This is a genomic window from Bradyrhizobium sp. 26S5 (assembly GCF_036923295.1).
GTDB lineage: Bacteria > Pseudomonadota > Alphaproteobacteria > Rhizobiales > Xanthobacteraceae > Bradyrhizobium > Bradyrhizobium septentrionale.
In genome coordinates, this window is sequence record NZ_CP145948.1 from 6695465 (window position 1) to 6719916 (window position 24452).

General features: G+C 63.8%; 22 protein-coding genes. 12 read left to right on the top strand and 10 right to left on the bottom strand.

The window, feature by feature from the left end:
• Positions 1-11: 11 nt before the first annotated feature.
• On the bottom strand, positions 12-1271 hold the full coding sequence (locus V5279_RS31605; RefSeq protein WP_338691050.1) for an ABC transporter substrate-binding protein: 1260 nt from the start codon (positions 1269-1271) through the stop codon (positions 12-14).
• 172 nt (positions 1272-1443) lie between these two features.
• Here V5279_RS31605 and V5279_RS31610 point away from each other — a divergent pair, with 172 nt between their 5' ends.
• From V5279_RS31610 to V5279_RS31630, 5 genes are all read left to right on the top strand, one after another.
• Entirely contained in the window at positions 1444-2940 is a 1497-nt protein-coding gene (locus tag V5279_RS31610) for an AMP-binding protein (RefSeq protein WP_338691051.1), read from the top strand.
• Positions 2937-3581, top strand: a complete 645-nt coding sequence (locus tag V5279_RS31615; protein WP_338691052.1) for a TetR/AcrR family transcriptional regulator — start codon at positions 2937-2939, stop codon at positions 3579-3581. The genes V5279_RS31610 and V5279_RS31615 overlap by 4 nt, the downstream gene beginning before the upstream one ends.
• Complete coding sequence (locus V5279_RS31620; RefSeq protein WP_338691053.1) at positions 3578-4351, top strand: SDR family NAD(P)-dependent oxidoreductase; 774 nt, start codon at positions 3578-3580, stop codon at positions 4349-4351. Before V5279_RS31615 ends, V5279_RS31620 begins: the two co-directional genes overlap by 4 nt.
• Before the next feature lie 9 nt (positions 4352-4360).
• Positions 4361-6283, top strand: coding sequence for an NAD(P)/FAD-dependent oxidoreductase (locus tag V5279_RS31625; RefSeq protein WP_338691054.1), 1923 nt, complete (start codon positions 4361-4363; stop codon positions 6281-6283).
• 502 nt (positions 6284-6785) lie between these two features.
• Complete coding sequence (locus V5279_RS31630; protein ID WP_338691055.1) at positions 6786-7418, top strand: 2-hydroxychromene-2-carboxylate isomerase; 633 nt, start codon at positions 6786-6788, stop codon at positions 7416-7418.
• Between the two features lie 33 nt (positions 7419-7451).
• On the opposite strand, the gene V5279_RS31635 is transcribed toward V5279_RS31630, so the two are convergent.
• Both V5279_RS31635 and V5279_RS31640 read right to left on the bottom strand, forming a co-directional pair.
• The gene (locus V5279_RS31635; RefSeq protein WP_338691056.1) at positions 7452-8462 is read right to left on the bottom strand and encodes a glutathione S-transferase N-terminal domain-containing protein; all 1011 of its coding nucleotides are present in this window, start codon (positions 8460-8462) and stop codon (positions 7452-7454) included.
• Positions 8459-9955 (bottom strand): M81 family metallopeptidase, encoded by a 1497-nt coding sequence (locus V5279_RS31640; RefSeq protein WP_338691057.1) that lies wholly within the window; start codon positions 9953-9955, stop codon positions 8459-8461. Before V5279_RS31640 ends, V5279_RS31635 begins: the two co-directional genes overlap by 4 nt.
• A 188-nt stretch (positions 9956-10143) precedes the next feature.
• Here V5279_RS31640 and V5279_RS31645 point away from each other — a divergent pair, with 188 nt between their 5' ends.
• The 3 genes from V5279_RS31645 (at position 10144) to V5279_RS31655 (ending at position 13335) form a co-directional block, all read left to right on the top strand.
• Complete coding sequence (locus tag V5279_RS31645) at positions 10144-10938, top strand: class II aldolase/adducin family protein (protein ID WP_338691058.1); 795 nt, start codon at positions 10144-10146, stop codon at positions 10936-10938.
• A gap of 112 nt (positions 10939-11050) precedes the next feature.
• A complete protein-coding gene (locus V5279_RS31650; protein ID WP_166305438.1) occupies positions 11051-11989 on the top strand; it encodes a GAF domain-containing protein in 939 nt (312 codons plus the stop codon).
• Between the two features lie 881 nt (positions 11990-12870).
• A complete protein-coding gene (locus tag V5279_RS31655) occupies positions 12871-13335 on the top strand; it encodes a GNAT family N-acetyltransferase (RefSeq protein ID WP_166305435.1) in 465 nt (154 codons plus the stop codon).
• 28 nt (positions 13336-13363) lie between these two features.
• Here V5279_RS31655 and V5279_RS31660 read toward each other — a convergent pair whose 3' ends face one another.
• Positions 13364-13825, bottom strand: coding sequence for an invasion associated locus B family protein (locus V5279_RS31660; RefSeq protein WP_338691059.1), 462 nt, complete (start codon positions 13823-13825; stop codon positions 13364-13366).
• Between the two features lie 269 nt (positions 13826-14094).
• Between V5279_RS31660 and V5279_RS31665 the strand changes: the two genes are divergently transcribed.
• Positions 14095-14217: a hypothetical protein gene (locus V5279_RS31665; RefSeq protein ID WP_338691060.1), complete on the top strand. Its 123-nt coding sequence runs from the start codon at positions 14095-14097 to the stop codon at positions 14215-14217.
• A 130-nt stretch (positions 14218-14347) separates the two neighbouring features.
• Here V5279_RS31665 and V5279_RS31670 read toward each other — a convergent pair whose 3' ends face one another.
• Both V5279_RS31670 and mddA read right to left on the bottom strand, forming a co-directional pair.
• Complete coding sequence (locus V5279_RS31670) at positions 14348-15334, bottom strand: NADPH:quinone oxidoreductase family protein (protein WP_338691061.1); 987 nt, start codon at positions 15332-15334, stop codon at positions 14348-14350.
• Between the two features lies 1 nt (position 15335).
• Complete coding sequence (mddA, locus tag V5279_RS31675) at positions 15336-16100, bottom strand: methanethiol S-methyltransferase (RefSeq protein ID WP_338691062.1); 765 nt, start codon at positions 16098-16100, stop codon at positions 15336-15338.
• Positions 16101-16197: 97 nt separating this feature from the next.
• Between mddA and V5279_RS31680 the strand changes: the two genes are divergently transcribed.
• Both V5279_RS31680 and V5279_RS31685 read left to right on the top strand, forming a co-directional pair.
• Positions 16198-17733 carry an alpha/beta fold hydrolase gene (locus V5279_RS31680; protein WP_338691063.1) on the top strand — a complete coding sequence of 512 codons (1536 nt, stop codon included), beginning with the start codon at positions 16198-16200 and terminating at the stop codon, positions 17731-17733.
• A 258-nt stretch (positions 17734-17991) separates the two neighbouring features.
• Positions 17992-19026 carry an AI-2E family transporter gene (locus V5279_RS31685; protein WP_338701464.1) on the top strand — a complete coding sequence of 345 codons (1035 nt, stop codon included), beginning with the start codon at positions 17992-17994 and terminating at the stop codon, positions 19024-19026.
• A gap of 90 nt (positions 19027-19116) precedes the next feature.
• Here the strand turns inward: V5279_RS31685 and V5279_RS31690 are convergent, their stop codons facing one another.
• A complete protein-coding gene (locus V5279_RS31690) occupies positions 19117-20835 on the bottom strand; it encodes a metallophosphoesterase family protein (RefSeq protein WP_338691064.1) in 1719 nt (572 codons plus the stop codon).
• 113 nt (positions 20836-20948) lie between these two features.
• Positions 20949-22091: an epoxide hydrolase family protein gene (locus V5279_RS31695; RefSeq protein ID WP_338691065.1), complete on the bottom strand. Its 1143-nt coding sequence runs from the start codon at positions 22089-22091 to the stop codon at positions 20949-20951.
• Positions 22092-22335: 244 nt separating this feature from the next.
• Between V5279_RS31695 and V5279_RS31700 the strand changes: the two genes are divergently transcribed.
• Positions 22336-22767, top strand: coding sequence for a hypothetical protein (locus V5279_RS31700; RefSeq protein WP_338691066.1), 432 nt, complete (start codon positions 22336-22338; stop codon positions 22765-22767).
• Positions 22768-22777: 10 nt separating this feature from the next.
• Here the strand turns inward: V5279_RS31700 and V5279_RS31705 are convergent, their stop codons facing one another.
• Together V5279_RS31705 and gfa are read right to left on the bottom strand one after the other, a co-directional pair.
• The gene (locus V5279_RS31705) at positions 22778-23731 is read right to left on the bottom strand and encodes a hypothetical protein (protein ID WP_166305417.1); all 954 of its coding nucleotides are present in this window, start codon (positions 23729-23731) and stop codon (positions 22778-22780) included.
• Between the two features lie 148 nt (positions 23732-23879).
• The gene (gene gfa / locus V5279_RS31710; protein WP_166305414.1) at positions 23880-24443 is read right to left on the bottom strand and encodes an S-(hydroxymethyl)glutathione synthase; all 564 of its coding nucleotides are present in this window, start codon (positions 24441-24443) and stop codon (positions 23880-23882) included.
• Positions 24444-24452 lie beyond the last annotated feature (9 nt).

Consider the following 24452-nt stretch of genomic DNA (forward strand, 5'->3'; position numbering starts at 1 on the left):
CCGCATGCGGATCAGGTGTAGCCCTTGCTCTTCTTCCACTCGGCTTCGAGCTCGAAGATGGTCTTCCAGTCGCCGGCCTTCACGTCGGGCACGTAGGGCTCCTGCGGGATCGTGGTGCCCCAGCCGATCGCGTAGCCGACCAGCGTGTGGTCGTCGGCGCGCATGGTGACGGTGCCGTCGGCGCCGAACGGGCACTTGATGGTAAGCCCGGTGAGGGCCTCCGCGACCTTCTTGCCATCGGTCGAGTTCACCTTCTTGACGGCCTCGTTGAGGAACATCACCGCCGTCGCATTCTGCCAGGACCAGTTGGTCGGGTATTCGTTGTACTTCGCCTTGTAGGCATCGCCCCAGGCCGCATTCTCCGGCGTCGGCGGGAATGTCTTGATGTAGCGGTCGCCGGAGTGGATGCCCTTGGGCAGGTTCTTCACCACGGTGAGCGCGGTGTAATCGGCCATGTTGACCGCGAACACCTCCATCTGGGTGAACATCGCGTAGATGTTGGCCTGGTCGATGTAGGAGGTGAGATCGCCGCCCCACAGGCAGGAATACAGCGCCTGCGGCTTCGCCTGCAGGATCTTGGTCACCACCTCGGTGTAGTCGGGCTGGAACAGCTTCGGCCAGGATTCGCTGATGATCTCTGCGTCAGGTGCGAACTTCTTCAGGTACAGCACGAACTCGCCGGTGGTATCGCGGCCATAGGCATAGTCGGGCGAACAGGTCGCCCATTTCTTCAGGCCCTTGGCCTTGGCGATCCCTGCCGCGTAGCCGGCGCCGACGATCGAGTCGTGAATGCCCTGCCGCACGCAACGGAAGGCGTTCGGGATGTGCTGCTTGGGATCGGCGGTCAGCGACGACGCTTCCGAGCAAGTGTGGATGCAGAGCACGCCGAGATCGCGCGCCACCTCATGAACCGCGAACGATCCTGACGACGCCTCGCCGTCGAGCAGCATCTCGCAGCCGTCGGTGTTGACGAGCTCGCGCGCGATGCGGGCGGCTTCCTGCGGCTGTCCCTTGGAATCGCGGATCACCATCTCGATCTGCCGCCCGGCGAGCCCGCCGGCGGCATTGACCTTCTCGACCTCCAGCATCACCGCATTGCGCGAAGACGTTCCAAGCTGCGCGACGCGGCCCGAGAGAATGGTCGGCATGCCGATCTTGATGGTCTTGGCCTGGGCACGCGCCACCCACGGTGCGGCAAGGCTCGCCGCGCCGGCACCCATCAACGCAAGCGTCGAGCGCCGGGTGATGCCCGGTTTCCGGGTCCTCTTCATATTCCCCTCCCTGTCGGGTGTTGGCGTTCCCAAAATCCCTGTCGGAGATCGTTCCGTCTCCGTGACCGCAATGTTTTCAGAGCAAGGGGGGTGACGTCAAGCCAAAGATGAATTACGACTCATAATTCATCTAAGGAGAAACGGCGCCGGAAATCGGCCCGACGGGCGGCAAATGATCAATCTTTCCAGCTTCATCGCATTTCATGCCAGGCGGACTCCGGACCGCTGTGCGCTGAAATATCGCGGCGAAGATGTCTCCTATGCCGACTTTGATCTGCGCATCCGCCAGGTCGGCGGCTGGCTCGCGGCGCGCGGGATCGCGCCCGGCGATGTCGTCGCGGTCCTGATGAAGAACAGTTCGGCTTTTCTCGAGCTGGCGTTCGCGACCAGCCATATCGGCGCGGTGTTCCTGCCGATCAATTTTCGCCTGTCGGCCGATGAGGTCGGCTACATCGTCGGCAATTCCGGCGCGCGCCTGCTCGTCGCCGACGAGGAATTTGCCACCATCGCAGCCGGCGACGCGCCCGTCGTTTTGCTTGATGAAGGCGCGCAGGCCAGCATCACTAATCTCGCGCCCGATATCGCACTGGCGCCGATGCATGTGCGCCAGCCGCGCGACCTGATGCGGCTGATGTACACCTCGGGCACGACGGATCGTCCCAAGGGGGTGATGCTCACCTACGAGAACATCTACTGGAAATCCGCCGACCAGACGCTGGTGCTCGGGCTCAGCGCCGACACGCGGCTGCTCATCGTCGGCCCGCTCTATCATGTCGGCGCACTCGACCTGCCCGGCATTGCGGTGCTTTGGCACGGCGGCATGCTATGCATTCACCGCACCTTCGAGCCCGAGCCGGCACTGGCCGCGATCGAGCGAGAGAGGCTGAACGCGGCGTGGTTCGCGCCTGTCATGACCACGTCCCTCCTCACCTGCCCGAACCGCGAGCGTTACGACGTCTCCAGCCTGAAATGGGCGATCGGCGGCGGCGAGAAGACGCCGGAAGTGCGCATCCGCGCCTTCTCGGATTATTTTGGGAATGCGCGCTACATCGATGCCTACGGCCTCACCGAAAGCTGCGGCGGCGACACTTTCATGGACGCGGGCCGCGAGATCGAGAAGATCGGTTCGACCGGCCGCGCCATCGCCCATGTCGAGATCGAGATCCGCGACGATGCCGGCAAGCGCCTGCCCGCCGGGCAGAATGGCGAGATCTGCCTGCGCGGCCCGAAGGTCACGCAGGGCTACTGGAAGGATCCCGAGAAGACCGCATCCGCTTTCTTCGGCGACTGGTTCCGCACCGGCGACGTCGGCTATCTCGACGCGGATGGCTTCCTCTATCTGACCGACCGCAAGAAGGACATGATCATCTCCGGCGGCGAGAACATCGCCTCCTCCGAGGTCGAGCGCGTCATCTACGAAATGCCTGAAGTGCGCGAGGTCGCAGTGATCGGCCTGCCGGACGCGCGCTGGGGCGAAAAGCCGGTCGCCATCGTGGTGCTGGCCGATGGCGCGAAGCTCGACCTGCCTGATCTCACCGACTTCTGCCGTTCGCGGCTCGCCGGCTTCAAGGTGCCGCGGCAGCTGATCATCCGCGACAGCCTGCCGCGCAATCCATCCGGCAAGGTGCTCAAACGCGTGCTCCGCGCCGAACTCGAGGCCATCGCATGACACAAGCGACATCCGCCAAAGTCACCAAGCTCAACCGGGTCGAGCGCAACGCCTGGACCAAGCAGAAGATCTTCGACGCCGCGACCAAGATCGTCGGCAAATACGGCTACGCCGAAGCCTCGGTCGCCCGCATCACCGAAGCCGCCGGTGTCGCGCAGGGCACCTTCTACAATCATTTCGAGAACCGCCAGGAGCTGCTAGACCAGTTGCTGCCGAAGATCGGCCTCGACATGGTCCGCTTCATCCGCGCGCGAACCGGCACCGCCAGCGCAGCCCGGCAGGAGATCGAGCGCTTCAGCGCCTTCTTCGATTTCATCCGCGAGGTACCGGAATTCCTGCGCATCCTCAACGAGGCCGAGTTCTTCGCGCCGATCGGCTACCAGAAGCATTTCGACAACATCTCGAGCGCCTATCTGCGGATTCTGCAGCGTGCGCGTACCGCGGGCGCCACCAACAATTTCAGCGACGACGAGTTCGAGGCCATCGTCCAGGTGCTGATGGGCGCGCGCGGCTATCTCAGCCGCCGCTATTCCTACTCCGAGCAGGGCGTCACCGCCGTCCCCGATTACGTCATCACTGCCTACCAGAAGCTGGTCACGCGCGGCCTGTTCACCACGAGCGACAAGGGAAGACAATCATGAGCGCCGACGGCACCATCCTCGTCACCGGCGGCAGCCGCGGCATCGGCGCGGCGACCGCAACGCTGCTTGCCGATCAGGGCCATCGCGTCGTCATCGTCGACATCGCGCCCGAGCCGCTGGCCGGAACGGCGGCCATCCTTTGGCCGGCGCCGTTCGACGTCGCGAGCGAAGCCGCCGTGGTCGCGGGCATTGCCGATATCGAGAAGGCGCACGGCCCGATCACCGGCCTCGTCAACGCGGCCGGCGTGTTCGGCAAGATGCACACGATCGAGCGGGTGCGGATGGAGCAATGGGACCGCGAGGTGAACATCGACCTGCGCGGCACCTTCCTGGTCGCGCGCAGCGTCGGCGTCGCGATGGCGAAGCGGCGGCATGGCGCGATCGTCAACGTCGCCTCGGTGGCCGGCATGACGTCGGGTCCGATCCACGCCTATACCGCGGCAAAGGCCGGCGTCATCCAGATCACGCAGACGCTCGCCGCCGAATGGGGCCGCGCCGGCGTCCGCGTCAACGCGGTGTCGCCCGGCTTCACCCGCACGGCCGCGCTCGAGGCCGGCATCGCGTCGGGCGCCCTGAACAGGGACCTGCTGACGCGCCCGACCGCGATGAACCGGCTGGTCGAGCCGATCGAGGTGGCGCAGGCGATCGCCTGGCTGCTCTCGCCGCAGAGCAGCGGCGTGACCGGCATCAATCTGCCGGTCGACGCCGGCTACATCGTGGGCACCACCTGGGCCGCCTATGGCGGTCTGCCGGACGCTCCGGCGAGCTGAGGACAACGCATGAACATCGAGCTTTCGCGCAAACACCTCGATCTGTCCTCCGCCATCGCCGAGGGCGACATCCGCGTGCTGCTGATGGTGCTGGTGCACATGACCGGCGACGAGAAGTGGCTCGAGCCGCCGTACAAGCCGAAGCGCGACGTCCGCCTGATCCCCGATCCGGACGCCGGCGTGCCGAAGGAAATCCAGGACGAGATCCGCGCCGCCGTCCTCAACCTGTTCGCGAACGGCATGCCGAAGCCCGTCATCACCGATCCCGGCAACGAGCTGATGCTGCGGATGATGCGCGCGACGCTCGGTGAGAACGTCGCACCGGAATACGCCCCGCTGATGCGCGAGGAAATGGCTTTCACCCCGCGCGATGCGCGCTGGCGCGAGCGGCCCTCCGACGGGCGGCTGGCGCAGCAGCACGTGCTGATCGTCGGTGCCGGCGTGTGCGCGATCGCGCTTGGCGTTGCGCTCGGCCGGCTCGGCATTCCCTATACGATCGTCGAGAAGCAGGACGAGATCGGCGGCACCTGGTACGTCAACCGCTACCCCGGCTGCGGCGTCGATACGCCGAACCACTCCTATTCCTTCTCGTTCGGCGCGCGCAATCCGTGGACCCGCTATTTCGCGCAACGCCAAGAATTGCTCGACTACCTGCTCAAGGTCGTGCGCGAATACCACATCCGCAAGCACGTCCGCCTCAGCACCGAGCTCGTTGCCTCCTACTGGGACGAAGCCAGGCGGCGCTGGATCTCGACCCTGAAGACTGCGAGCGGCGAGGAGACGTTCGAGTCCACCGCGCTGGTCAGCGCGATCGGGCAACTCAATGATCCCCTGCCCGCTCGCTTTGAGGGAGACGACGATTTTGCCGGTCTGAAGGTCCATTCGGCGCTGTGGTCCGACGACGTCAAGCTTGACGGCAAGCATGTCGCCGTGATCGGCACCGGCGCCACCGCGATGCAGCTGGTGCCTTCGATCGCCGACCGCGTCGCCTCGGTGACTGTCTACCAGCGCACCGCGCAGTGGGCGCGGCCGGTGAAGGGCTATTCCGATCCGATCACCGAAGGCGCGCAGTGGCTGCTCGCCCATCTGCCGTTCTATGTGCAGTGGTATCGCTTCAACATGTTCTGGCGTTACGGCGACGGGTTGCTGCCGTTCCTGCGCAAGGATCCGGCCTGGCCGCATCCGGACCGTGCCGTCAACAAGGGCAACGACCGGCATCGCCAGGAACTCGCCGACTTCATCCTGTCCGAGCTGAAGGATCGCCCTGACCTGATCGAGAAGTGCATGCCGACCTATCCGCCTTACGGCAAGCGAATCCTGCTCGACAACAACTGGTTCAAGACCCTGACCAGGCCGAATGTCGAGCTCGTCACCGACAAGATCAACCATTTCGCTGCAGAAGGAATCGTCACGGCTGACGGCAAGTCGCGGCAGCACGACGTCATCGTGATCTCGACCGGCTTCAAGGTCTCCGAGATGGCGGCGCGTCTCAACATCACGGGACGCGACGGCAAGACTCTCAAGCAGGTGTGGGACCACGACAATCCGACCGCGTATCTCGGTCTCACTGTGCCTGACTTCCCCAACCTCTTCCTGATGCTCGGGCCCAATTCGGGACCTGCGCACGGCGGCAGCGTGATCTTCCAGTCGGAGTGCCAGAGCCGCTATATCTCCGCCTGCCTCGTCGAGATGATCGAGAACGATATCGCTGCGATCGACGTGCATCCTGATGCGCATGATCGGTACATCCGCGAGGTCGATGCCGAGCATGAGCAATTGATCTGGACGCATCCGGGCATGACGACCTACTACCGCAACAGAAGCGGCCGCGTGTTCTCTGCGATGCCGTGGCGGTTCGTCGACTACTGGAAAATGACGCACGATCCGGATTTCACGCAGTATCGCCAGACCAAGTCGCGACAGGAATCCTGACCTGAATTACCCCTCTCGTTAACTTGACAGACGACCATAACTGCCGCAGCATTTCGCTGACTGCACCTGTTGGGGTGCGGGAGCGCCTGCTCCCCGCGTCGCAGGAATTGACGGACGATTATGGGATCGGCCGCCAGGCAGCAGAAGCGGACAGAGGTCCGTCGGCCCACCCTTGGAGAGGAGCATGACGCCACCGGCGAAAGCCAGCGACCTTGCTCGGCAAGGTCTCGGTGCACGTGAGGCGAACAGCAGCTGCTAGCCGCGTGTACCGCCGACAATCTGAACATATCCGCAGGACGAGAGCGCAAAGGCCAAGCGCTTTTAGGTCCAGAATCACCACTGGTCTACACCAGAGATCCTTCGCTAAAACGAAGTAGCAGGGCCCCGCGATGCTTGAATGCACCGGGGCCCATTCGTTTGCCTGCCATCTCCCCTTCGTCACCCCGCATTGCGCCACCGCCGTGGATCGGGAACAATTGTCGTGACGGGATGAGGAACGCCGATGGAAAAGCCGCTTGTACGGATCTACACCGACTACAAGTCTCCCTACGCCTATGTCGCCAACAAGCGACTGTTCGAACTTGAGGAGACCTACGGCGTCGAATTGGAATGGCTGCCCTACACGCTGCGCATTCCTGAATTCATGGGCACGGTGGAGGCGCGCACGCCGCACTTCTGGCGCAAGGTGCGCTACGCCTATATGGACGCGCGGCGGTTCGCCAACGCGCAGGGGCTCACCATGAAGGGCCCGCGCCGGATCTATGACGCGTTCTACGCCAGCGCCGGGATGCTGTTCGCACAGCGTCACGGGCTGTTCCGGCCCTATCATGACACGGTGTTCCAGAGGTTCTGGAACCATGAGCTGGAGATCGACGAGCTGTCGGAGATCTCCGGCGTGATTGCCGCGGTCGGCGGTTCCGCTGAGGCGTTCGAAGCCTATGTTCGCGGCCCTGCGCGCGCGGAGCATGATCGCATCATCGACGAGGCCGAGACGCTCGGCGTGTTCGGCGTACCCAGCATGGTGTTCAACGGCGAGCTGTTCTGGGGCGGCGACCGCATCGACATGCTGATCGAACGGATCAAGCGGCCGGAGTCGATCGCGGTTGCGCTTGGGAGCAGGCACCACCGGACCTAGGTGCCGGGTGTTTGGAAGCCGCCTCCTGATCAATCAGCCTCCATCCAGGATGGCCCAGCATCCCGTGCGTTCCAGCACGGGCCTCAACGCAGCGCGATCGCCGGCATCGAGCGCGGCAAACTTCTCGCGCAGCTGCTGCAGGCATTTGACCTGATATTTGAACGCCACCAGCGCGTAAGGCAGCCCCCAGACGTTGATCTCGAGCCGCTCGAGGCCTTTCGCGAATGCATCCGCATTGGCCGCCAGGAACGGCAGATAGAGCTCGCCCGCGATCCGCAGCAACGCCTCGGCGAACCCACCGAGCGCCTGCTCGCGCGGATACCATTTGCCCTCGACGCCGGACGCGTCATCGAGCCGCCGCACCCAATGGTCGGTGAACGGCGCCCGCTCGCGCATGATCCGCATCGGGGTCGGATCGGTTGCCATCTCGCTGAGCTGGCCGAACCAGGCAAAATCCGCCAGCGACGGCCGGCTGCCGAACAGATAGTTCGTCATGCCGACATGCGGCTCGAACGCCGCGAGGGTCCGGCGGTAACTCTCCTCCAGCAGCGGCCTGTTCTCGTCGGTCGCGCCGAGAATGACCATGCGCGAAATCTGCCGCTGCCGGAACTGCTCGATCTCCTCGCGGCTGCCGGCCGCGGCGTCCGATGTCGACCATTCCTCGCCGGCCCAGCGCGACACATAGGCCTGATCTTCCGGATCCCACCAGCGATAGAGAAACAGCGGCTTGACCGCCCATTCGTCGGCGAGGTCCTCGAGCAGGTCGCAGACGAACGCGACGGCCTTGTCCTCGGGGATCACCGAACGCCCCTGGTGGCGCGCTTCGAGGTCGTAGGCGAGCGTCGTGGTCTCGCCGCGATAGCTGCCGTCGGGATATTGCAGTACCGGGATCAGCATTTGCTTCAAATGCGCGGTCGCCGCGCGCAGGGCCTTGGTCATGATCACCCAGTCGTGCGCGATCCGCCGGTAGCGCATCAGCGCGCGCAGCTTGATCGCATAGGGCGACGCGGTCGATCCGATCAGGCGATAGCGGCCCTCGGTCATGACGACGTCTCCGAGAACGCCGGATTGCCGTAGGGATAGAACTGCGCAAGATCGACGTTCTTGTAAGGCAACTTGTCGAGGCGCGTCGTGCCGAGGAAAGGCCCGTCGGGCTCGACCAGCAGGATCGTCTTGGCAAAGCCGTTGTCGTCGAAGCCGCGGCGGAAATGGACCCGCGACTTGATCGCCATCACATCGAACGAGCCAATGTCGGGCACCAGCGTCTTCAGCGAGAACGGCTCCATGACCTGCACCAGATAGGTGGAGAGGACCAGCACATTGTTGCGCCCGAAGCGCACGCAGACCCAGAACTGCCCGTACCCTTCCCCGGCGGCGGTAATCGTCCCCTGAATACGAACCGGCTCGCCCGCCGACTCGTCGGCGCGGCCGCCGATCGCCATGTCGAAGGCATCGCCGGCCTTGGCGCCGACGGCCTTCAGCGCTGCAGTCGCCCTGCCATCCGCGATGGTCGCGATCACCGTGTTGGCGAGGTCCTGCGCGATGATCTCGCGCAGCAGCCAGGTGGCCGATCCCGAGCGGTCGCTGTGATCGGCCAGCACCACCGGCGTGTTGCCGTCAGCGACGGCCTGCTTGGCCAGTGTGACGCCCTCGGTGATGCTGTGCAGCTTGGTCGATTGCAGCAGCGCCTCACGCAGCCGCCAGATCGTGCCGGCGAGGTCGCGCGCGACCTGTTCGGCGAGTTTTGGATTGTCGTTGGTCAGGACCTGCACGGTCATGCCGACGTCGGGAACGTCGGCGAATGGGAAGCCGAAGAAGATGTTGACGTAGACGTCGACCTCGCGGGCCTCCCAGACCAGCGCGCGCTGCACCAGATCCATCCACGGCCGCGCCCCGGTCCATTGCAGCACGGTGGGCGAGATCACAGGAACCTTGATGGTCCGATGCGTTGGCTTGTAGTCACCGCGGATCGCCCGCACCAGCACGCGCGCGGTCCGCTCGCCCTGCAGATGGGCGTCATAGTGCGGGAAATATTTCACAGTGAACGCCATATCTGCCTGTTCGAGGAACGCCTCGTCCTCATTGCCGTGAAGGTCGAAAGTTGCCGCGATGAAGGCAGAGCGGCCGACTACCTCGCGCACCTGCCGCGCCAGATCGGCCTCCGGCCGCGGCACGCCATGCACGGCCATGGCGCCGTGCAGACACAGATAGACGCCGTCGAACGGCCCCTCCTCCTTCAGTCCGGCCATCATCTTGCCGACGAAGGTGCGATAGGCGCCCTCGGTGATCCAGCCCGATCCGGTACCGGTCTTCGGCCAGAGCGGGGATTCGATGCCGACCAGCTCGACCTCGGAGAACTCGCGCGCCACCTGCACGAAGCCGCCCATGTAGTTCCTGGGATCGAACTGCAGCAGCGCCTCGCCGCTCGCCGGCGAGCCCGGATAGATGAAGTCGTCGAGCGTGGTCTCGTTCGGCAGGAACGAGACGGTTTCGTGGGAGAAATGCAGGACGGCGATACGTATCTTGCGTTCGCTCATTTTGTGCGCCTCGGCTGTTTTTCCGTATCCTGACATCGAAGGCGCGGCGCGCCAATGCCGCATTCGGTTTTTGCCCGCCAGCCCTGCAAATACGCAGACGCGCCACAGCTTGCCGCCGCGCCGATTCTGCTATGGTCCACGCCAACAATCGGGCCTCGGCCCCGCAGATGTCTCAAGGAGAGAACGCCATGAATCCCCCCGTCAGCTCGCCCGCGATCAAGGTCGTCAAATCGGTTCGCGAGCAGGTGAGCGCCGAGGAGTGGCAGGCCCGTGTCGATCTTGCCGCCTGCTATCGGCTGACGGCGATGTACGGCATGACCGAGATGATCGCGAACCACATCTCCTGCCGCGTGCCGGGCACCACCGACCAGTTCCTGATCAACGCCTACGGCATGCTGTATGAGGAGATCGACGCCTCCAGCCTGATCAAGGTCGATGTCGAGGGCAACACGCTGCTCAACGCCACCGATTATGACGTCAACGTCGCCGGCTTCGTCATTCACAGCGCCATCCACATGGCCAGGCACGACATGGATTGCGTCGCGCACACCCACACCCCGGCTGGCATGGCCGTCTCCGCGATGGAATGCGGCCTGCTGCCGCTCGCGCAGACCTCGATGCGCTTCCTGCACATCGCCTATCACGATTTCGAAGGCATCGCCGACAATGTCGACGAGCGCGAACGTCTGGTCCGCGACCTCGGCGACAACGAGGCGATGATCCTGCGCAATCATGGCCTCTTGGTCGTCGGCCGCACCGTGCCCGCCGCCTTCAACGTGCTGTTCCGGCTCGAGCGCGCCTGCCAGACCCAGGTGATGGCGCTGTCCTGCAACACCAAGCTGATCTATCCGCCGCGAAACATCCTCGAAGACACCTATGAGCGGATGCAGCCGAAGCCCGGCCGCGCCGCGCGCAACGGTGAGCTCGCCTGGCCCGCTTTGCTGCGAAAGCTCGATCGCGTCGATCCGTCGTATCGGGACTGAGGCGAAATCGCGCCTTCGCATCAACTTTGGGCGTCGCTTGCCCGCTATTTGAGCGCACGCTTTGTCGCGAGATCGCCGATGCTAGCCCTCGGCGAGACGGCAGGTGCGTGCGATGAAAACCTTCATTCGCGTTGTTGAACTGTGGGTGCCCGATAAAACCCGGACGCGGCTGGAGTTCGGCGGCAGCCTCCACAGCGGCGAGTTCACGGAGTTCAACGCGGTCAGCGAGAACGCACTGTTCGCCTATGACGAGGGCCTTCCCGGCAAGGCCTGGGCGAGCGGCCATCCGGTCATCCTGACCGAATTCGCCAATTCCTATTTCAAGCGAACCGACGAGGCGCGCGAAGCCGGCCTGACCTGCGGCGTCGCGCTTCCGGTGTTCGCCGGCGAATTCCTGATGGCGGTGATGGTGCTGCTGTGCGGTGACGACAGGAAGCATGTCGGCGCGATCGAGCTCTGGCACAACGATCCGGACAGATCCCACGAAATGGCGCTGGTCGACGGTTACTACGGCACCGCCGACATGTTCGAGTTCAACTCGCGCCACACCAAATTCCCGCGCGGCTTCGGCCTGCCCGGCCGGACCTGGAAGGCCGGCATGCCGCTGATCATCAAGGACCTGCACAATGCCAAGGGATTCCTGCGCTGGGAGGACGCATCCGAGATCGGCATCAATTGCGGTGTCGGCATCCCCTACACGACCGGCGACCAGACCTGGGTGGTGACATTCCTGTCGGCCCAGGCGACGCCGATCGCACGCCGGTTCGAGATCTGGGTGCCGAACGAAGAGCGGTCGGCGCTGGTGTTCCACACCGGCGATTGCAGCGAGCAGTCCGACCTCGCCACGCTCTACGCGGCAAAGACGATCGGCCGCGGCGAAGGCTCTATCGGCGGCGTATGGGCAACCGGCATGCCCGCGCTCACCGAACATCTGAAGCAGGATCAATCGATTGCGGCCGCACTGGCGCGCGCCTCCGGTATGAACCACGTGGTCGCGCTGCCGGTGATCGAGAGCGCCCGGCTCAAGGCCGTGCTGGCCTGGTATCTTTAGGGGGCGGAAGGATCGTCCGTCACCGCCTGGATATAGCTCCATCACCGTCATCCCCGCGCAAAGGCTTCGCCTTTGTCGCTGGAGGCGCGAGCGGAGCGAGCCTCGAAGGATGTGCGGCCCCGCTGGTGGCCGTGCATCCTTCGAGACGCGCGCAAGAGCGCGCTCTTCAGGATGACGGTATTGGCCTGATTTGACTGTCAAACAGCTTGGTGTCATCACCAGCGCATGCGGGTGATCCAGTATTCCAGAGACGCCAGTGCTTGAGCCGAGGAGCCGAGGCGTACTGGATCGCCGGTCGAGCCGGGCGATGACAGTGTGGGTGGGGACACAACTTCGCGTTCTCGCGACATGAATTGCCCGAGTCTTGCTCTTCGTTTCGCCCTCTCACTTGCAGAGGGCGCAGGGAAAGCCGGGTGCCGATCGCACCCATGGGCCCCGAGCAAAGGGTGAAAGCTCGGGGGTAGGACCACAGGTGTAACCGAACAATCCGGCTTTCCCTGCGCGATGGGTTACGGCTTACTTCGTGCTCTCCCCGGCGAGACTGGGCTTGTTTGTCACCGCCTTCGCAAGACGTAATTGCGTCTTACAAGGGGACACCGGCCGCTAGGGCGTCAGGACCACACGACTTCACCGTCCGCGTCATGCGCACTCGTCAGTTGCACAATCGACGTCCACCGCATCTCACACCGCGTTCGTGACGACCGCGAAGCGCCCCTCGATCGGGTGAGACGGGCGGAATTGGACCACTGAGTTGCCCGACGACGGAAGCGCCGATTTGCCCGTCGGGTTGATTTGTCGCAGGACCGGTTACGCCATCGCCAACCCGCCCGCCGTCCTCGCGTGATTTGCCTGCGGGGCGCGTTTTCAACTAAGGTCGCCGGATGGACATGCTCGTCAAGCTCTATGCCTTGCCCGATTCCCAGCCCGCCTACGATCGATTGCTTAAGGCCGGAATTGTGATGCGCCGTGCGCTTGCCCCCGAAAAGCACAAGGTCGTGGCCTGGGTGCGGGAGACATTCAGCGAGGCATGGGCCAGCGAAACCGAGGTCGCGTTCAGCTGCCAACCGGTCTCCTGCTTCATCGCGATCCAGCAGAAGAAGATCGTGGGATTCGCCTGCCACGACGCGGCCTGTCGCAACTTCTTCGGTCCGACCGGTGTCGCGCCCAAGGCGCAGCAGGGCGGAATCGGCAAGGCGCTGCTGTTCGCCTGTCTCGAGGACATGAAACACCAGGGCTTCGGCTACGCCATCATCGGTGGCGTCGGCCCGGCGGAATTCTATTCGAAAGCCGTCGGCGCGGTGGCCATCGAAGGCTCCGCGCCGGGGATCTATCGGGGACTGCTGTAGCTGCGCCTTTGCGCGGCGCGCATGTCGATCAGCTCCCGAGCTGAATGGTGCGCTCCAGCGCCCCGCCGAAGCCGTTGAGGGGGACGTTGAAGGCGACAGCCTGCCCGCCGTTGATGTTCTGCGCGGCAACGGTGAGCGTCTTGGCCTTGCTCATGGTGTCGGTAACCACTGTTGGAAATGATACCGGAAGCAAACACCCTTGCGCGGTGCACGTGGAGAAGCGCGTCTGCTCCAGATCCTTGCCGTCAAGCTTGACGACGGCCCCGGTGTCGAGCTTCAGCCCAAACGGCATCAATATGTTGCCTTCCGCCTTTCCGTCGCTGGGAATCAGTTCGATGGCGAAGATTTGCTGATTGGTCTCCTTGGAGAGCTGTGTCTGACCGAGGGTGCACAGCTTTGCACCGCCGTCGAGCAGGCATTTGACGATCCAGTCTCCATAAGTCTCGCTGATCGCGGAAGCGCCCTTGGGAAGCTGGACGGGGCGGACCACGCCATCCGCCGCGGAGGTCTGGCTCCGCGTCTCGATCGGAATCGAGACGGTGCCCCCGCTGGCATCCGATTTATCGGCTGTTCGGGCGGCTTGTGCCGAACCGATGCCGGCAAGGACGACGAGAGCGACGATCGCCCGAAGACGCCTGTCCGCAGCGCTTACTCTCACCATGCATTCGCTCCAGCACGATACATCTCGAAACCGATTCCGGCTCTACGTGGGTCTATTTCCCACGCAGATGTGCTACGTGTACTTGGAGAACCGCAGACATGCAAGAGATTATCGCCGCCAGTGTGATCGTCGCGATCGTTGCATTCTGCGGCGGGTATTTTTGGGCAGTTGCGCGTGAAGTCAGGACCTCGAACAAGCAAAAGCGGAAATCGCAGCGCTGACCGGCGATCCGCACCACGCGCCGCACAGCCCGGGTGGAGGAGCGAAGCGATACCCGTCGTTCCAGCCTCCGATGCGGCCTGGTGGTAGCGCTGCGCTCCACCCATTCTACGAAGTTCGCGCAGAGATCGGTCAAAGGTCTTGTCTGACCTGCAGCACAATTCGCCCCATCGCGCGCCGGTTCGCAACCAGGCTCATCGCCTCGCCGGCACATTGGAGCGGAAGCACCCGGTCGACCTGCGGCCGCAGCTTGCCCTCGCCGACCCATGCCATGACGGCTTCCGTCGCGCGGGCCGCTTGTTCCGGACAACGCTCCATCCAGGCGCCGACAAAGACGCCGACGACCGAATAGTTCTTGAGCAGAGGTAGATTCATCGCGAGCGACGGGATTTCGCCGCTGGTGAATCCGATTGGGAGCAGCCGACCGTTCCAGCCCATAAACCTTGCAAGGGTCGCGAACAGCGCACCGCCGATATTGTCGACGCAAATGTCGAGGCCCTTGTCCCCCGCAAGAGCCTTCACACGTTCACGCACATCTTCGCGCGAATGGTCGACGATCTCGGCAGCGCCATGCGCGCGCACCATGGTCGCCTTCGCAGCACTGCCCACGACGGCAATGACCCGCGCGCCCATCAAATGCGCCATCTCGACGCAGGCGAGACCAACTCCGCCGGCAGCGCCCGTCACGAGCACCGTCTCGCCCGCCTGCAGGCGCGCCCGCTCGATCAGGGCGTACCAGGCCGTGAGATAGGTGTGCAGCACTGTTGACCCCACGGTGAAATCTACGTTGGCCGGCAGCAATGCGACGCTGCTCTCCCTGGCAACCATCCGCTCCGCAAATGCACCGAACCAGTTTCCGCAACTGACACGGTCGCCGGGCCGGAAGCGCGTGACCCGGTCACCACAAGCCAGCACGATTCCGGCAGCGTCCGTACCGGGCACGTAGGGAAGCGCCGGCCGCATCTGATAGCCGCCGCAACTCATCAGGTAATCCATGTAGCTGACGGACGCGGCATGGACATCGACGAGAACCTCGTTTGCTGCCGGGCGCGGTTCGGCGATCTCGGCGAAGCTCAGGTCTTCGATACCTTTGAAGGCCTTGCAAACAATAGCGCGCATATCAGCCTCCGTGGCGGGTTTCTGGAGCGATCGGGGCACCGCCAGGAAGACGCGGCAGCAGCATCGGAACGCGTTGGCGATACTGCTCGTAGCTGGCGCCGAACTGCGCAACCAGGTCCCGTTCCTCGAGCCTGACGCCGATAAAGATGTAGCCGGTGGTCGCGACAGCAAACAACAGATGCCCGGCCGTCATGTGCGGCGTCGCCCAGAAGGCGAGCAGCAGACCCAGCATCAGCGGGTGACGGACCAGCCGGTACAGTAGCGGCGTCTTGAACGCTGGCATGCGATCGGCTGCTCCGCGTAGCACATCGACGACCTGGCGCAATCCAAACAGCTCGAAATGATCGATCTGGAATGTCGACATCAGCGCGATCAGCCAGCCCATCCAGAAGATTGATGTCAGCATTACTTCCGGCCAACCCTCGACGCGCCAGACTGTCGCGACGATCGGACGCCACTGCCAGAAGATCAGGATCAACAGAAAGCTCGATATCAGCACATAGGTGCTGCGCTCACAGGAAGCCGGGACGATGCGCGTCCACCAGCGCTTGAAGCCCTGACGCGCCATGACGCTGTGCTGGATCGCGAATATCCCGAGCAAAATCGCGTCGATCGCGAGCGCCTGCGCTAACCCGCTGTCCGGTCCGACATCGATCGTCTTCGGGACAAGAAAATTGCCGGTAAAAACCGACGCATAGGCAAATGAAATCGAGAAGACGAGGTAGCTCGCGAGGCCATAGATGAGGGCAACGGCGCGTCCGGTCATGACGTTTCTCCAGAAGGTGGCGGCGCAATGCCCCCGGTGCTAGCATCGCGGCGTCCCTTGAGCGTCCCCGGACGCCTTCATCGAAGATCGCATCGGTATGGCTTCGTTCAGTGTCCGGACGCTCGGATTTCCGGAGGTTCGTTGTGATGACCGCCTGCGCCCGTTGGCGCTGCGCAAGGGACTTGCACTGCTGGTCTATCTGGCTGAGGCGAAAGGCCCGGTCGGACGCGATGCGATTGCGACCATGTTGTGGCCGGAAAGCCCCGCCGAGGTGGTAAGAGCCCGGCTGCGTCGGCTGTTGCATCGCCTGCAGCTCGCGCTCGGCGATGTCATCGCATCCGACAGATCCACAGTTCGATTATCGGCGGGGATCAAACTGGACATCGATTCACGCCTGTTTGAACAGGCTTGCGAGCGCGGCGAGTTCGAGCGCGCCTGCGGTCTCTATCAAGCCGATTTCCTCGACGGCTTCTCGCCCGGCGATTGTCCGCAATTCGACGAATGGGCGTTCTTTCGAAGAGAGGCCTTGCGCGGCCGCGCGATCCAGGCGCTCGAGCGGGTTGTGCAGGAGAAGCACGCGGCGGGCGACTATGCCTCCGCCGCCGCACATGCCGGCCGTCTGGTGGCACTCGATCCGCTCAGCGAAATCTATTCCCGCCACTTCATCCGCAATCTCCTGCTGGGGGGCGACAGGGCCGCGGCCGAGCGCCAGCTCAAGGCGCTGACGCGGCGTCTGCGCAACGAACTCGACGTGGCGCCCGAAGCCGAGACCAGCGCGCTGCTCGAGGCCGGCGCCGCGGAGCCGCCGACGACGCAATATGTCAGCGGAGGCAACGTGCATCTCGCATTCCAGACCTATGGCAAAGGGCCCACCGACGTTCTGATGCTGCCCGGCTTCGTGTCTCATGTCGAACGGGTCTGGGAGGACGCAAGGTGCCGAGCCTTCCTTTCCTCGCTTGCGGCGATGGGCCGTCTCGTCCTGCTTGATCGCCGTGGCGTCGGCCTGTCTGACCGGGTCGGGTTCACCCCCAACGCCGAGGCAACTGCGCAGGACATCCGCACCGTGCTTGATGCCACGGGCTCGCGCCGGGTCGTGCTGTTCGGCGCATCCGAAGGCGGACCGGCCTGCATCAGGTTCGCCGCCGATCATCCCGACCGCGTCGCCGGACTAATCCTGTTCGCTTCGCTCGCGAAGGGAAGTGCCGCGCCCGACTATCCGCATGCGTTGAACGCCGAGCAGTATGATGCGTGGCTGCAGCAGCTCGTTTCGGCCTGGGGCGGCCCTGCCGGTATCGAAACTTTTGCGCCGAGTCTGGCCGGCGATGCCAAGGCGAGGGCCTGGTGGGCCGGCCTGCTTCGTGCGGCCTCAAGCCCTGGCGCCATCAGGGGCGTGCTGGAGACGCTGCGCGACACGGATGTGCGACATCTTCTGGGGCGGGTTACCGTTCCGACCCTGGTGCTGCACCGCCGCGGCGACCGCGCCGTCCGCATCGGTGCCGGGAGACATCTCGCCGACAACATCCCACACGCGCGATTCGTCGAGCTCGACGGCGCCGATCACTGGGCTTTCGCCGGCGATCGGCAAGCGGTGCTTGATAACGTCAGGCAGTTCGTCGGCGACCTCGCGGAGTAGTGTTGTCAGGGCAGCCGCAGCGCTGACCGACGATCCGCACCGCGCGCCGACGGTTGAATGTTTGATCTTCCCTTCCGATTTCAATTGCACACGCCTGGCGATCGCCGCGGTCCTGCGCATCTGGCAACGTACGTAGGAACATGGCACACTTGCGATGGGTCGTACCTTTCGCGAGGTCTCCGTCAGCTTGACGGAGGTGCCGGCCTCGTCGCACTGCGAGACAGACTGACAATCTTTGTGTTCTGGGAGAATCCAAAGATGGGTGGCGGGTTGAAGATCACGACCGGCATCATCGCCGTGGTGCTGGTCACTGCGGCAGTGGCCCAGGCGCGCAGTGTGCTCGCCCCGCTTGCGGCCGCCCTGTTCATCATTGCGATCGTCTGGCCCGTTCAGAAGCGGCTTCAGTCGTGGCTGCCGAAACTCCTCGCGCTCGCCATTACGGTCGTTGTTACGGCTGCAACCTGCGTCGCGTTTGCTTCGCTGGCGGCATGGGGATTCGGCCGCGTCGGGCGCAATTTGATTGCGGACGCGGCGCGGTATCAGGCCTTCTACGACGCCGCAGTGATGTGGCTGGACGGCCATGGCGTCTCATTCGCCGGCCTTTGGGCGGAGCACTTCAATGTCGGCTGGCTGCTGCGCACCACTCAATATGTCACGGGTCGCATCAACACCACGCTGAGTTTCTGGCTCATCGCGCTGGTCTATGTCGTGCTGGGACTTCTCGAGGTCGAGGACGCTGGTCGACGAATTGGGCGGCTGGAGAATCGCACAGCTGCGCGCGTCTTGCTCAAGGGCAGCAAAGCCACGGCCGCGAAGTTCCGCAAATATATGCTGGTGCGGACGCAAATGAGCGCGGTCACCGGTCTGCTGGTCGGCCTGTTCGCTGCCGTGACCGGACTGCCATTCGCTTTCGAATGGGGCGTGATCGCCTTTGTCCTCAACTACATTCCTTTCATCGGCCCTTTCATCGCGACGCTGTTCCCCACCCTGCTGGCCATGACGCAGTTCGACAGTTGGCCTGCGGTGTTTGGTGTGTTCGCCTGTCTCAACGTCATCCAGTTCGTGGTCGGCAGCTATATCGAACCGCGGGTGGCCGGCTCGACGTTGTCGATCTCGCCGTTCCTGGTTCTGTTTGCGATCTTCTTCTGGAGCTCACTTTGGGGCCTGTTCGGGACCTTCATCGGCGTGCCGATCACGCTCGCTATTCTGACCTTCTGCGCCGAGTATCCCCCGGCCGCTTGGATCGCCGATCTCTTCGGCGGATCACACGAAGACAAGCCGAAAACGGCCTAGAGCCGTTCCGATGGAATCGGAACGACTCTAGATTCTTGTTTTGACGCGTCTTCTTCACGCGAACCGGTATCCACTTCGCTCGAAAACGCTCTAACTCTTGGCAATCTCCACCCGCTCGGGCTCGGCGAGGCAGAGCTTCCGGTCCGGCCCGACCATCATTCTGTGGATGTAAAAATAGCTGGCTGCATCATCGGCCCCCATCACCGGCGACGGGGCCGAGACGATCTTCGATGCACCACATGTACCGATCCAATCGATATGACGGTGACCGTGCATCACAACCGAGCGGTCGGAAAACCTTTGCAGCCTGCGCACAAACCAACTGCCGTTGATCAACGCCGTCCCAATGCGCTCGGCGAACGTCTTCACCGGCATGGGATATTCCATCAGGTGATGGTGTAGGGCGATGGTCCAGTACGCCGTCGGGAAATGACGGATCGCAGCCTCCAATCGCCGCGTTTGCGCCTCCGAAACCAAACCGAGCGCGTTCGTGAAGGAGAAGTGGGTTTCGGCGTTGGAGTTGAGAACGGCGATCCCGAGGCCGCCGTCCCCGTCCGGCGGCACGATCATTGGAAACTGATCATCGAACAGGCCGCGGAGCGCCGCTGCGCGGCGCACGCCCCCGTGCTGCGCAAATTGCGTGATCCGATCATAGGAGGGCGCCAGTGCCTGGTTCAGCGTCGCCGATGGCTTGCCGGAACCATCGATGACGCGCACGCGATCACCCTGGACCGCCGCGATCGCCGATAGCGTACGCATCTGCCGCAGCCGCTTGCTTGGGCTGAACGGCAGGTCGAGACGCGCGGGATTGGCGCGATCCACGACGTTAACGTCATGATTCCCCGGAAGCATGATGATGCGTGCGGCAAGGTCGGGATGACCTGCCAATGCATCGAGAAATTCCGCCCATTCGCCGGGCCGGCCGGCATCGGTCATATCGCCGCTGATCAGCACTTGGTCGAGCGGATCAACGGCGTGAATTTCGGCAAGCCGAGCCAGCACGCGATTGAAGCGTTCGTTTCCTCGCGGACCGGCCGTCCCGCTTTCGATGCGGAAGCCGTATCGCTCGCCGACCACGTGAAGATCGGACAGATGTGCAACGCGCCAGACGCGGCCTCCTGACGGCGTCGCGTCGAACCCGGCAAGGTCGGCCGGTTGATCCATGCTGGCGTCGGCCACACTCCAGGCCAGTGATGCCACCGCAAGATAGCAGGACACCAGCACCACAGCGTTCGCGAACGTCGGCACCACAAGATGATGGATCAGAACAAGGTCATTGATGGTCGCCTTCCATTGCGAAGCAGGCCAGGCCAGGACGGCGATCAATGCCGCACCCGCAGCGAGCAGTATGCCGGCGCCGACGGAGCAACTGCGGCGCAGCCGCATGCGGGAGGCAGGAGTTGCGCCGGAGTGCCAGAATAGCTCGGCCAGATGGCCCAGCGCCTCGCGCGCGAACGCGTAGCTCGGCTGGACCGCGAGCGCGTTAAGTGACCAGAAGCTGGTTTCCGCGATTTGAAACAGCGGTCGCCCGCCGAGCCATCCTAACGCCGCGATCACAATGAGCGCCAACACGGCGCCCGCTTCGGACAGTGCAAGAGCGTGTTGGGAAAGGCCCGAAATCCAGGCGGACGCGACCAGCGGCGCGAGGCCGAGTAGCACGCCCGGAACCAGAAGCGAAACCGTCCAGGCGAATAACAGCTTCGCCGGGCTGATCTCAACGAGAAGGCTGCCCACGATCGCGAACAACGAACGCTGTTCGGGACTGGCGGCATCGTCCTCAAAGTCACCGTCGCGGGGGTCAAGCAGCACGCTGACGTCCCTCCGTAGGATGGGTGGAGCGCAGCGATACCCATCAACTCAGATTCGCGGCGCGAACGATGGGTATCGCTGCGCTCCACCCATCCTACACGGCTAGCCTATCGTCAGCGCAGTTTCCTGAAAAACTCCCGGACCTCACCGACAAACAGCTCAGGCTGTTCGAACGCCGAGAAATGCCCACCCTTCGGCATCTCGCTCCAGTGCTGGATGTTGGTGAAGCTCGTCTCCATCCATTTGCGGACCGGCGTGACGATCTCCTTGGGGAACACCGCAACGCCGGTCGGCACGCTCACTCTGTGGAGGGTTCGCTTGCCCGGCCCAAAGCTTTCCCAGTAGAGCCGCGCCGACGACGCGGCCGTCGCGGTGACCCAGTACAGCATCACATTGTCGAGCAGTTCGTCGCGGCCCAGGATGTTCTCCGGATGCCCGTCGCAGTCGGTCCAGGCCCAGAATTTTTCCAGGATCCAGGCCGCCTGCCCGCTCGGCGAATCCGTCAGGCCATAGCCAAGCGTCTGCGGCCGGGTGGACTGCTGTTTGGAATAACCGGAATCCCAGTCGGCATAGTATTTGATGCCGTTGAGCGCGCGGGTCTCCTCCGGCGTCGGCTTCCCCTCGACATTGGGCCGCGTCGACATCGCGAGCGTGATGTGAATGCCGGCGCAGTGTGCAGCGTCCTGACCGCCGATCGCGGTCGTGACCGCGGAGCCCCAATCGCCGCCTTGCGCGAAATAGCTGGCATAGCCGAGCCGTTCCATCAGGACGGCCCAGGCCCTGGCGATCCGGTCGACGCCCCAGCCTGTCGCGGCCGGCTTGGCGGAGAAGCCGAAGCCCGGCAATGACGGGCACACCACGTGGAAGGCATCGGCCGCGCTGCCGCCATGCGCGGTCGGATCGGTCAGCGGCTCGATCACCTTGTGGAATTCGACCACCGAACCGGGCCAGCCATGGGTGATGATCAGCGGCCTTGCCTCCGGATGCTTTGAGCGGACATGAATGAAGTGGATGTCGAGCCCGTCGATCTCGGTCGTGAACTGGCTGAAACGGTTGAGCTGCGCCTCGCGCTGCCGCCAATCATAGGTCTCGGCCCAATAGTGGCAGACCTCCCTGATCCACTGCAGCGGCGCGCCCTGGCTCCAGTCGTCGACCAGTTCGGCCTCCGGCCAGCGGGTCCGGCGCAGCCGGGTGCGCAGATCCTCGAGGACGTCGTCGCTGACGGCGATGCGAAACGGGCTGATGGCGGTAGTCATGGCGTCTCCCCGGGATGCAGACCTTTCCGGGGAAGATAGGGGCGCGCGGGTCGCCGATCAAACCCGCGCCGCGCCATTTACCGCGACCCTAGCCGCCCTCTGCACGAACCCTGCACGACAAACCGCGAATTCTGCACGACAAAATCCATCATCGGCCTCGCCATGTTGTTAAGACGAAGGCTGCGATCGATCGACATCAATCGCGGACGATCGAAGCACTCATGGCGCAGCGCGTGGAGCTGATGTGGCACTCTATTTGACGAGCATCATGAACGCCCAGGACGTTCTGTTGAAGCTGGGCGTGCCGCTTGTCGTCATGTTCTTGTCGGGGTGGATCATCATCGGGACATGGGTGAACAGGCCTGGCATCGATTCGTCAGGCTTTTCGCCGGCAGCGTCGTCGGCCCTGTTTTCCCCTATACTCCTCGTCATGTACTTCTTGCTGCTGCAATCCGTCATGCAGGAAGGCATTGCCGCTCACGCGGAGCTCGTCATCTTATACGGCGCGATTTTCGCACCGACATTTCTTCTGCTGCTGCCATTCGCAATCATCTCCCTCGTGCGAGTGCGCCGACGGAGAGCACCGCTCGGCAATGGGCTGCTATGTAGCGCATTCGCGGCCTGGCCGATCTTGCAGGTGGTGTGGATGTGTCTGCTGTTCGGAGAATGGGAATAGATCGGTCAAATTACCTGCCGATCGCGGTCTGCAGCAGCGCCTGGGCCTGTTTGGTGGCCTCTGCGAATGCCGGTTGCTCTGGCGCGTGCTGAACGAAGCAGCGCTTGAAGGCGTCGTCGCCCTGTTGGCGCAAATCGCCGAGCTTGTCATAGGCCTTCTTCGTGATCTCTTTGCGATCGAGCTTCTCGGCCGCCGCGTCGGCCTTCTTGTTGTAGTCGGCACGAATGGTCGCGCAGGCCGGCACCTGCACGGCAGGCGCGATCTCGCCATAGGCGATGTAGAACTTGCCGTTGGCAAGCGCCGCGACGAACACCTCGTCGGCGGCCTCGGGGGTCGAATCCTGGGTGCGGCCGGCCAGGAAGCCGTATGTCAGGGTGGCCGACGACGGCTTGGCGACCGGCAGTTGGTCGAAGTTGATCACCGCGGCATCGGTCGAGATCGCCTGGGTGTAGAGGCCTTCGAACTTCAGAGCCGCTTCGATCTGTTGCGGCACGTTCTTGCTGCCCTTGTCCCACCAGGTCTTGTGCTCGTGCAGCCAGCGGGTGAACAGGGCTTCGGTGGTGACGATGATATGGGCCTTCGGCTCGACGAAGCTCCCGTCGGGGCGCTGCTCGCCGATCTTGCCGCCGTCCCTGCCCTTGTCGGCATCGAAGCGCAGGCCGTCCAGCATGCCGAACCCCATATCGCCCTTATAGAGAGTGTCGAGGTTGAGCTGGGCGGGCGCAAAGCCCGGCCGGGCGGGCTCGGACAGGATTGCGGTGAGCTGCGTCTTCAGCTCGTCGCGCGCCGCCGCCTCGGCCTTGTCGACGGCCTCGCCGGTCTTGCCGTCATTCGCCTGCTTGGCGAATTTGGCGATCGCGGCGTCACGCGCGGCAATGTAGCGGTCTTCCGGCGACGCCGCGTGGGCGTGCGAAAGGACCAGGATCGGGGAAAGCGCGAGGGCAAGGCGGAAAATAAAATGCATGCCCTGTGGTCGCCCGCAGGGCATGCAAGGTTCAAGGTCACGGGTACTACCAGCATACCCAACACCGGCAGCCCTCTGCCGGCGCAGGATCTCGTCAGGCCCGACCGTTCAGGCCGCCTCCGCTAGGCTGCCTTGAGATTAGGCTGCCTTAAGCCGCCTTGGAGTTCGCCACGTGGGTGGCGATTGCGTCCATCAGCGGCGGCGACAGGCAATCATAGGGCTCGAGCCCAAGCTCCTTCAGCCGCGACCGGATCCCGGCCATATCGGCCGGCTTGACGCCGGACTCGATCACCGACGAGACGAAAGCGGCAAATCCCGGAGCCGCCGAGCCGGACTCCTGGAACAGCTCGGGGTGGACGAAGTCGAGGCCGTAGAACGGATGGCCCTTGTTCTCGATCCGGCCGTACATGTGAGTGCCGCAGCCCGAGCAGGCGTGGCGCTGAATCACCGCCGCCGTATCGACGATCTTCAGCTTGTCGCCGTTTTCCAGCACGGTGACGTTCTCGCGCGGCACCACCGCGACCACCGAGAAGGTGGCGCCCGAAGGCTTCCAGCATTTGGTGCAGCCGCAGGCGTGGTTATGGGCGACGTCGCCCTTGACCCCGACCTTGACCTTCTTGTCCGCGCATTTGCAGACAAGCGTGCCGCCGGCGAAACTGCCGGAGCCTTGCTTGACGCCGTTGTCGATTGACGGGTGGATATGAACAGTCATTGACCTATC

Coding starts and splice junctions, on each gene's coding strand:
- V5279_RS31670 (WP_338691061.1), bottom strand. CDS start 15,334: ATGCGCGCTATTGTTTGCAAGGCCTTCAAAGGTATCGAAGACCTGAGC.
- V5279_RS31680 (WP_338691063.1), top strand. CDS start 16,198: ATGGCTTCGTTCAGTGTCCGGACGCTCGGATTTCCGGAGGTTCGTTGT.
- V5279_RS31610 (WP_338691051.1), top strand. CDS start 1,444: ATGATCAATCTTTCCAGCTTCATCGCATTTCATGCCAGGCGGACTCCG.
- V5279_RS31705 (WP_166305417.1), bottom strand. CDS start 23,731: ATGCATTTTATTTTCCGCCTTGCCCTCGCGCTTTCCCCGATCCTGGTC.
- V5279_RS31620 (WP_338691053.1), top strand. CDS start 3,578: ATGAGCGCCGACGGCACCATCCTCGTCACCGGCGGCAGCCGCGGCATC.
- V5279_RS31630 (WP_338691055.1), top strand. CDS start 6,786: ATGGAAAAGCCGCTTGTACGGATCTACACCGACTACAAGTCTCCCTAC.
- V5279_RS31685 (WP_338701464.1), top strand. CDS start 17,992: ATGGGTGGCGGGTTGAAGATCACGACCGGCATCATCGCCGTGGTGCTG.
- V5279_RS31645 (WP_338691058.1), top strand. CDS start 10,144: ATGAATCCCCCCGTCAGCTCGCCCGCGATCAAGGTCGTCAAATCGGTT.
- V5279_RS31625 (WP_338691054.1), top strand. CDS start 4,361: ATGAACATCGAGCTTTCGCGCAAACACCTCGATCTGTCCTCCGCCATC.
- V5279_RS31635 (WP_338691056.1), bottom strand. CDS start 8,462: ATGACCGAGGGCCGCTATCGCCTGATCGGATCGACCGCGTCGCCCTAT.
- V5279_RS31655 (WP_166305435.1), top strand. CDS start 12,871: ATGGACATGCTCGTCAAGCTCTATGCCTTGCCCGATTCCCAGCCCGCC.
- V5279_RS31695 (WP_338691065.1), bottom strand. CDS start 22,091: ATGACTACCGCCATCAGCCCGTTTCGCATCGCCGTCAGCGACGACGTC.
- V5279_RS31640 (WP_338691057.1), bottom strand. CDS start 9,955: ATGAGCGAACGCAAGATACGTATCGCCGTCCTGCATTTCTCCCACGAA.
- V5279_RS31605 (WP_338691050.1), bottom strand. CDS start 1,271: ATGAAGAGGACCCGGAAACCGGGCATCACCCGGCGCTCGACGCTTGCG.
- V5279_RS31650 (WP_166305438.1), top strand. CDS start 11,051: ATGAAAACCTTCATTCGCGTTGTTGAACTGTGGGTGCCCGATAAAACC.
- mddA (WP_338691062.1), bottom strand. CDS start 16,100: ATGACCGGACGCGCCGTTGCCCTCATCTATGGCCTCGCGAGCTACCTC.
- gfa (WP_166305414.1), bottom strand. CDS start 24,443: ATGACTGTTCATATCCACCCGTCAATCGACAACGGCGTCAAGCAAGGC.
- V5279_RS31615 (WP_338691052.1), top strand. CDS start 2,937: ATGACACAAGCGACATCCGCCAAAGTCACCAAGCTCAACCGGGTCGAG.
- V5279_RS31665 (WP_338691060.1), top strand. CDS start 14,095: ATGCAAGAGATTATCGCCGCCAGTGTGATCGTCGCGATCGTTGCATTC.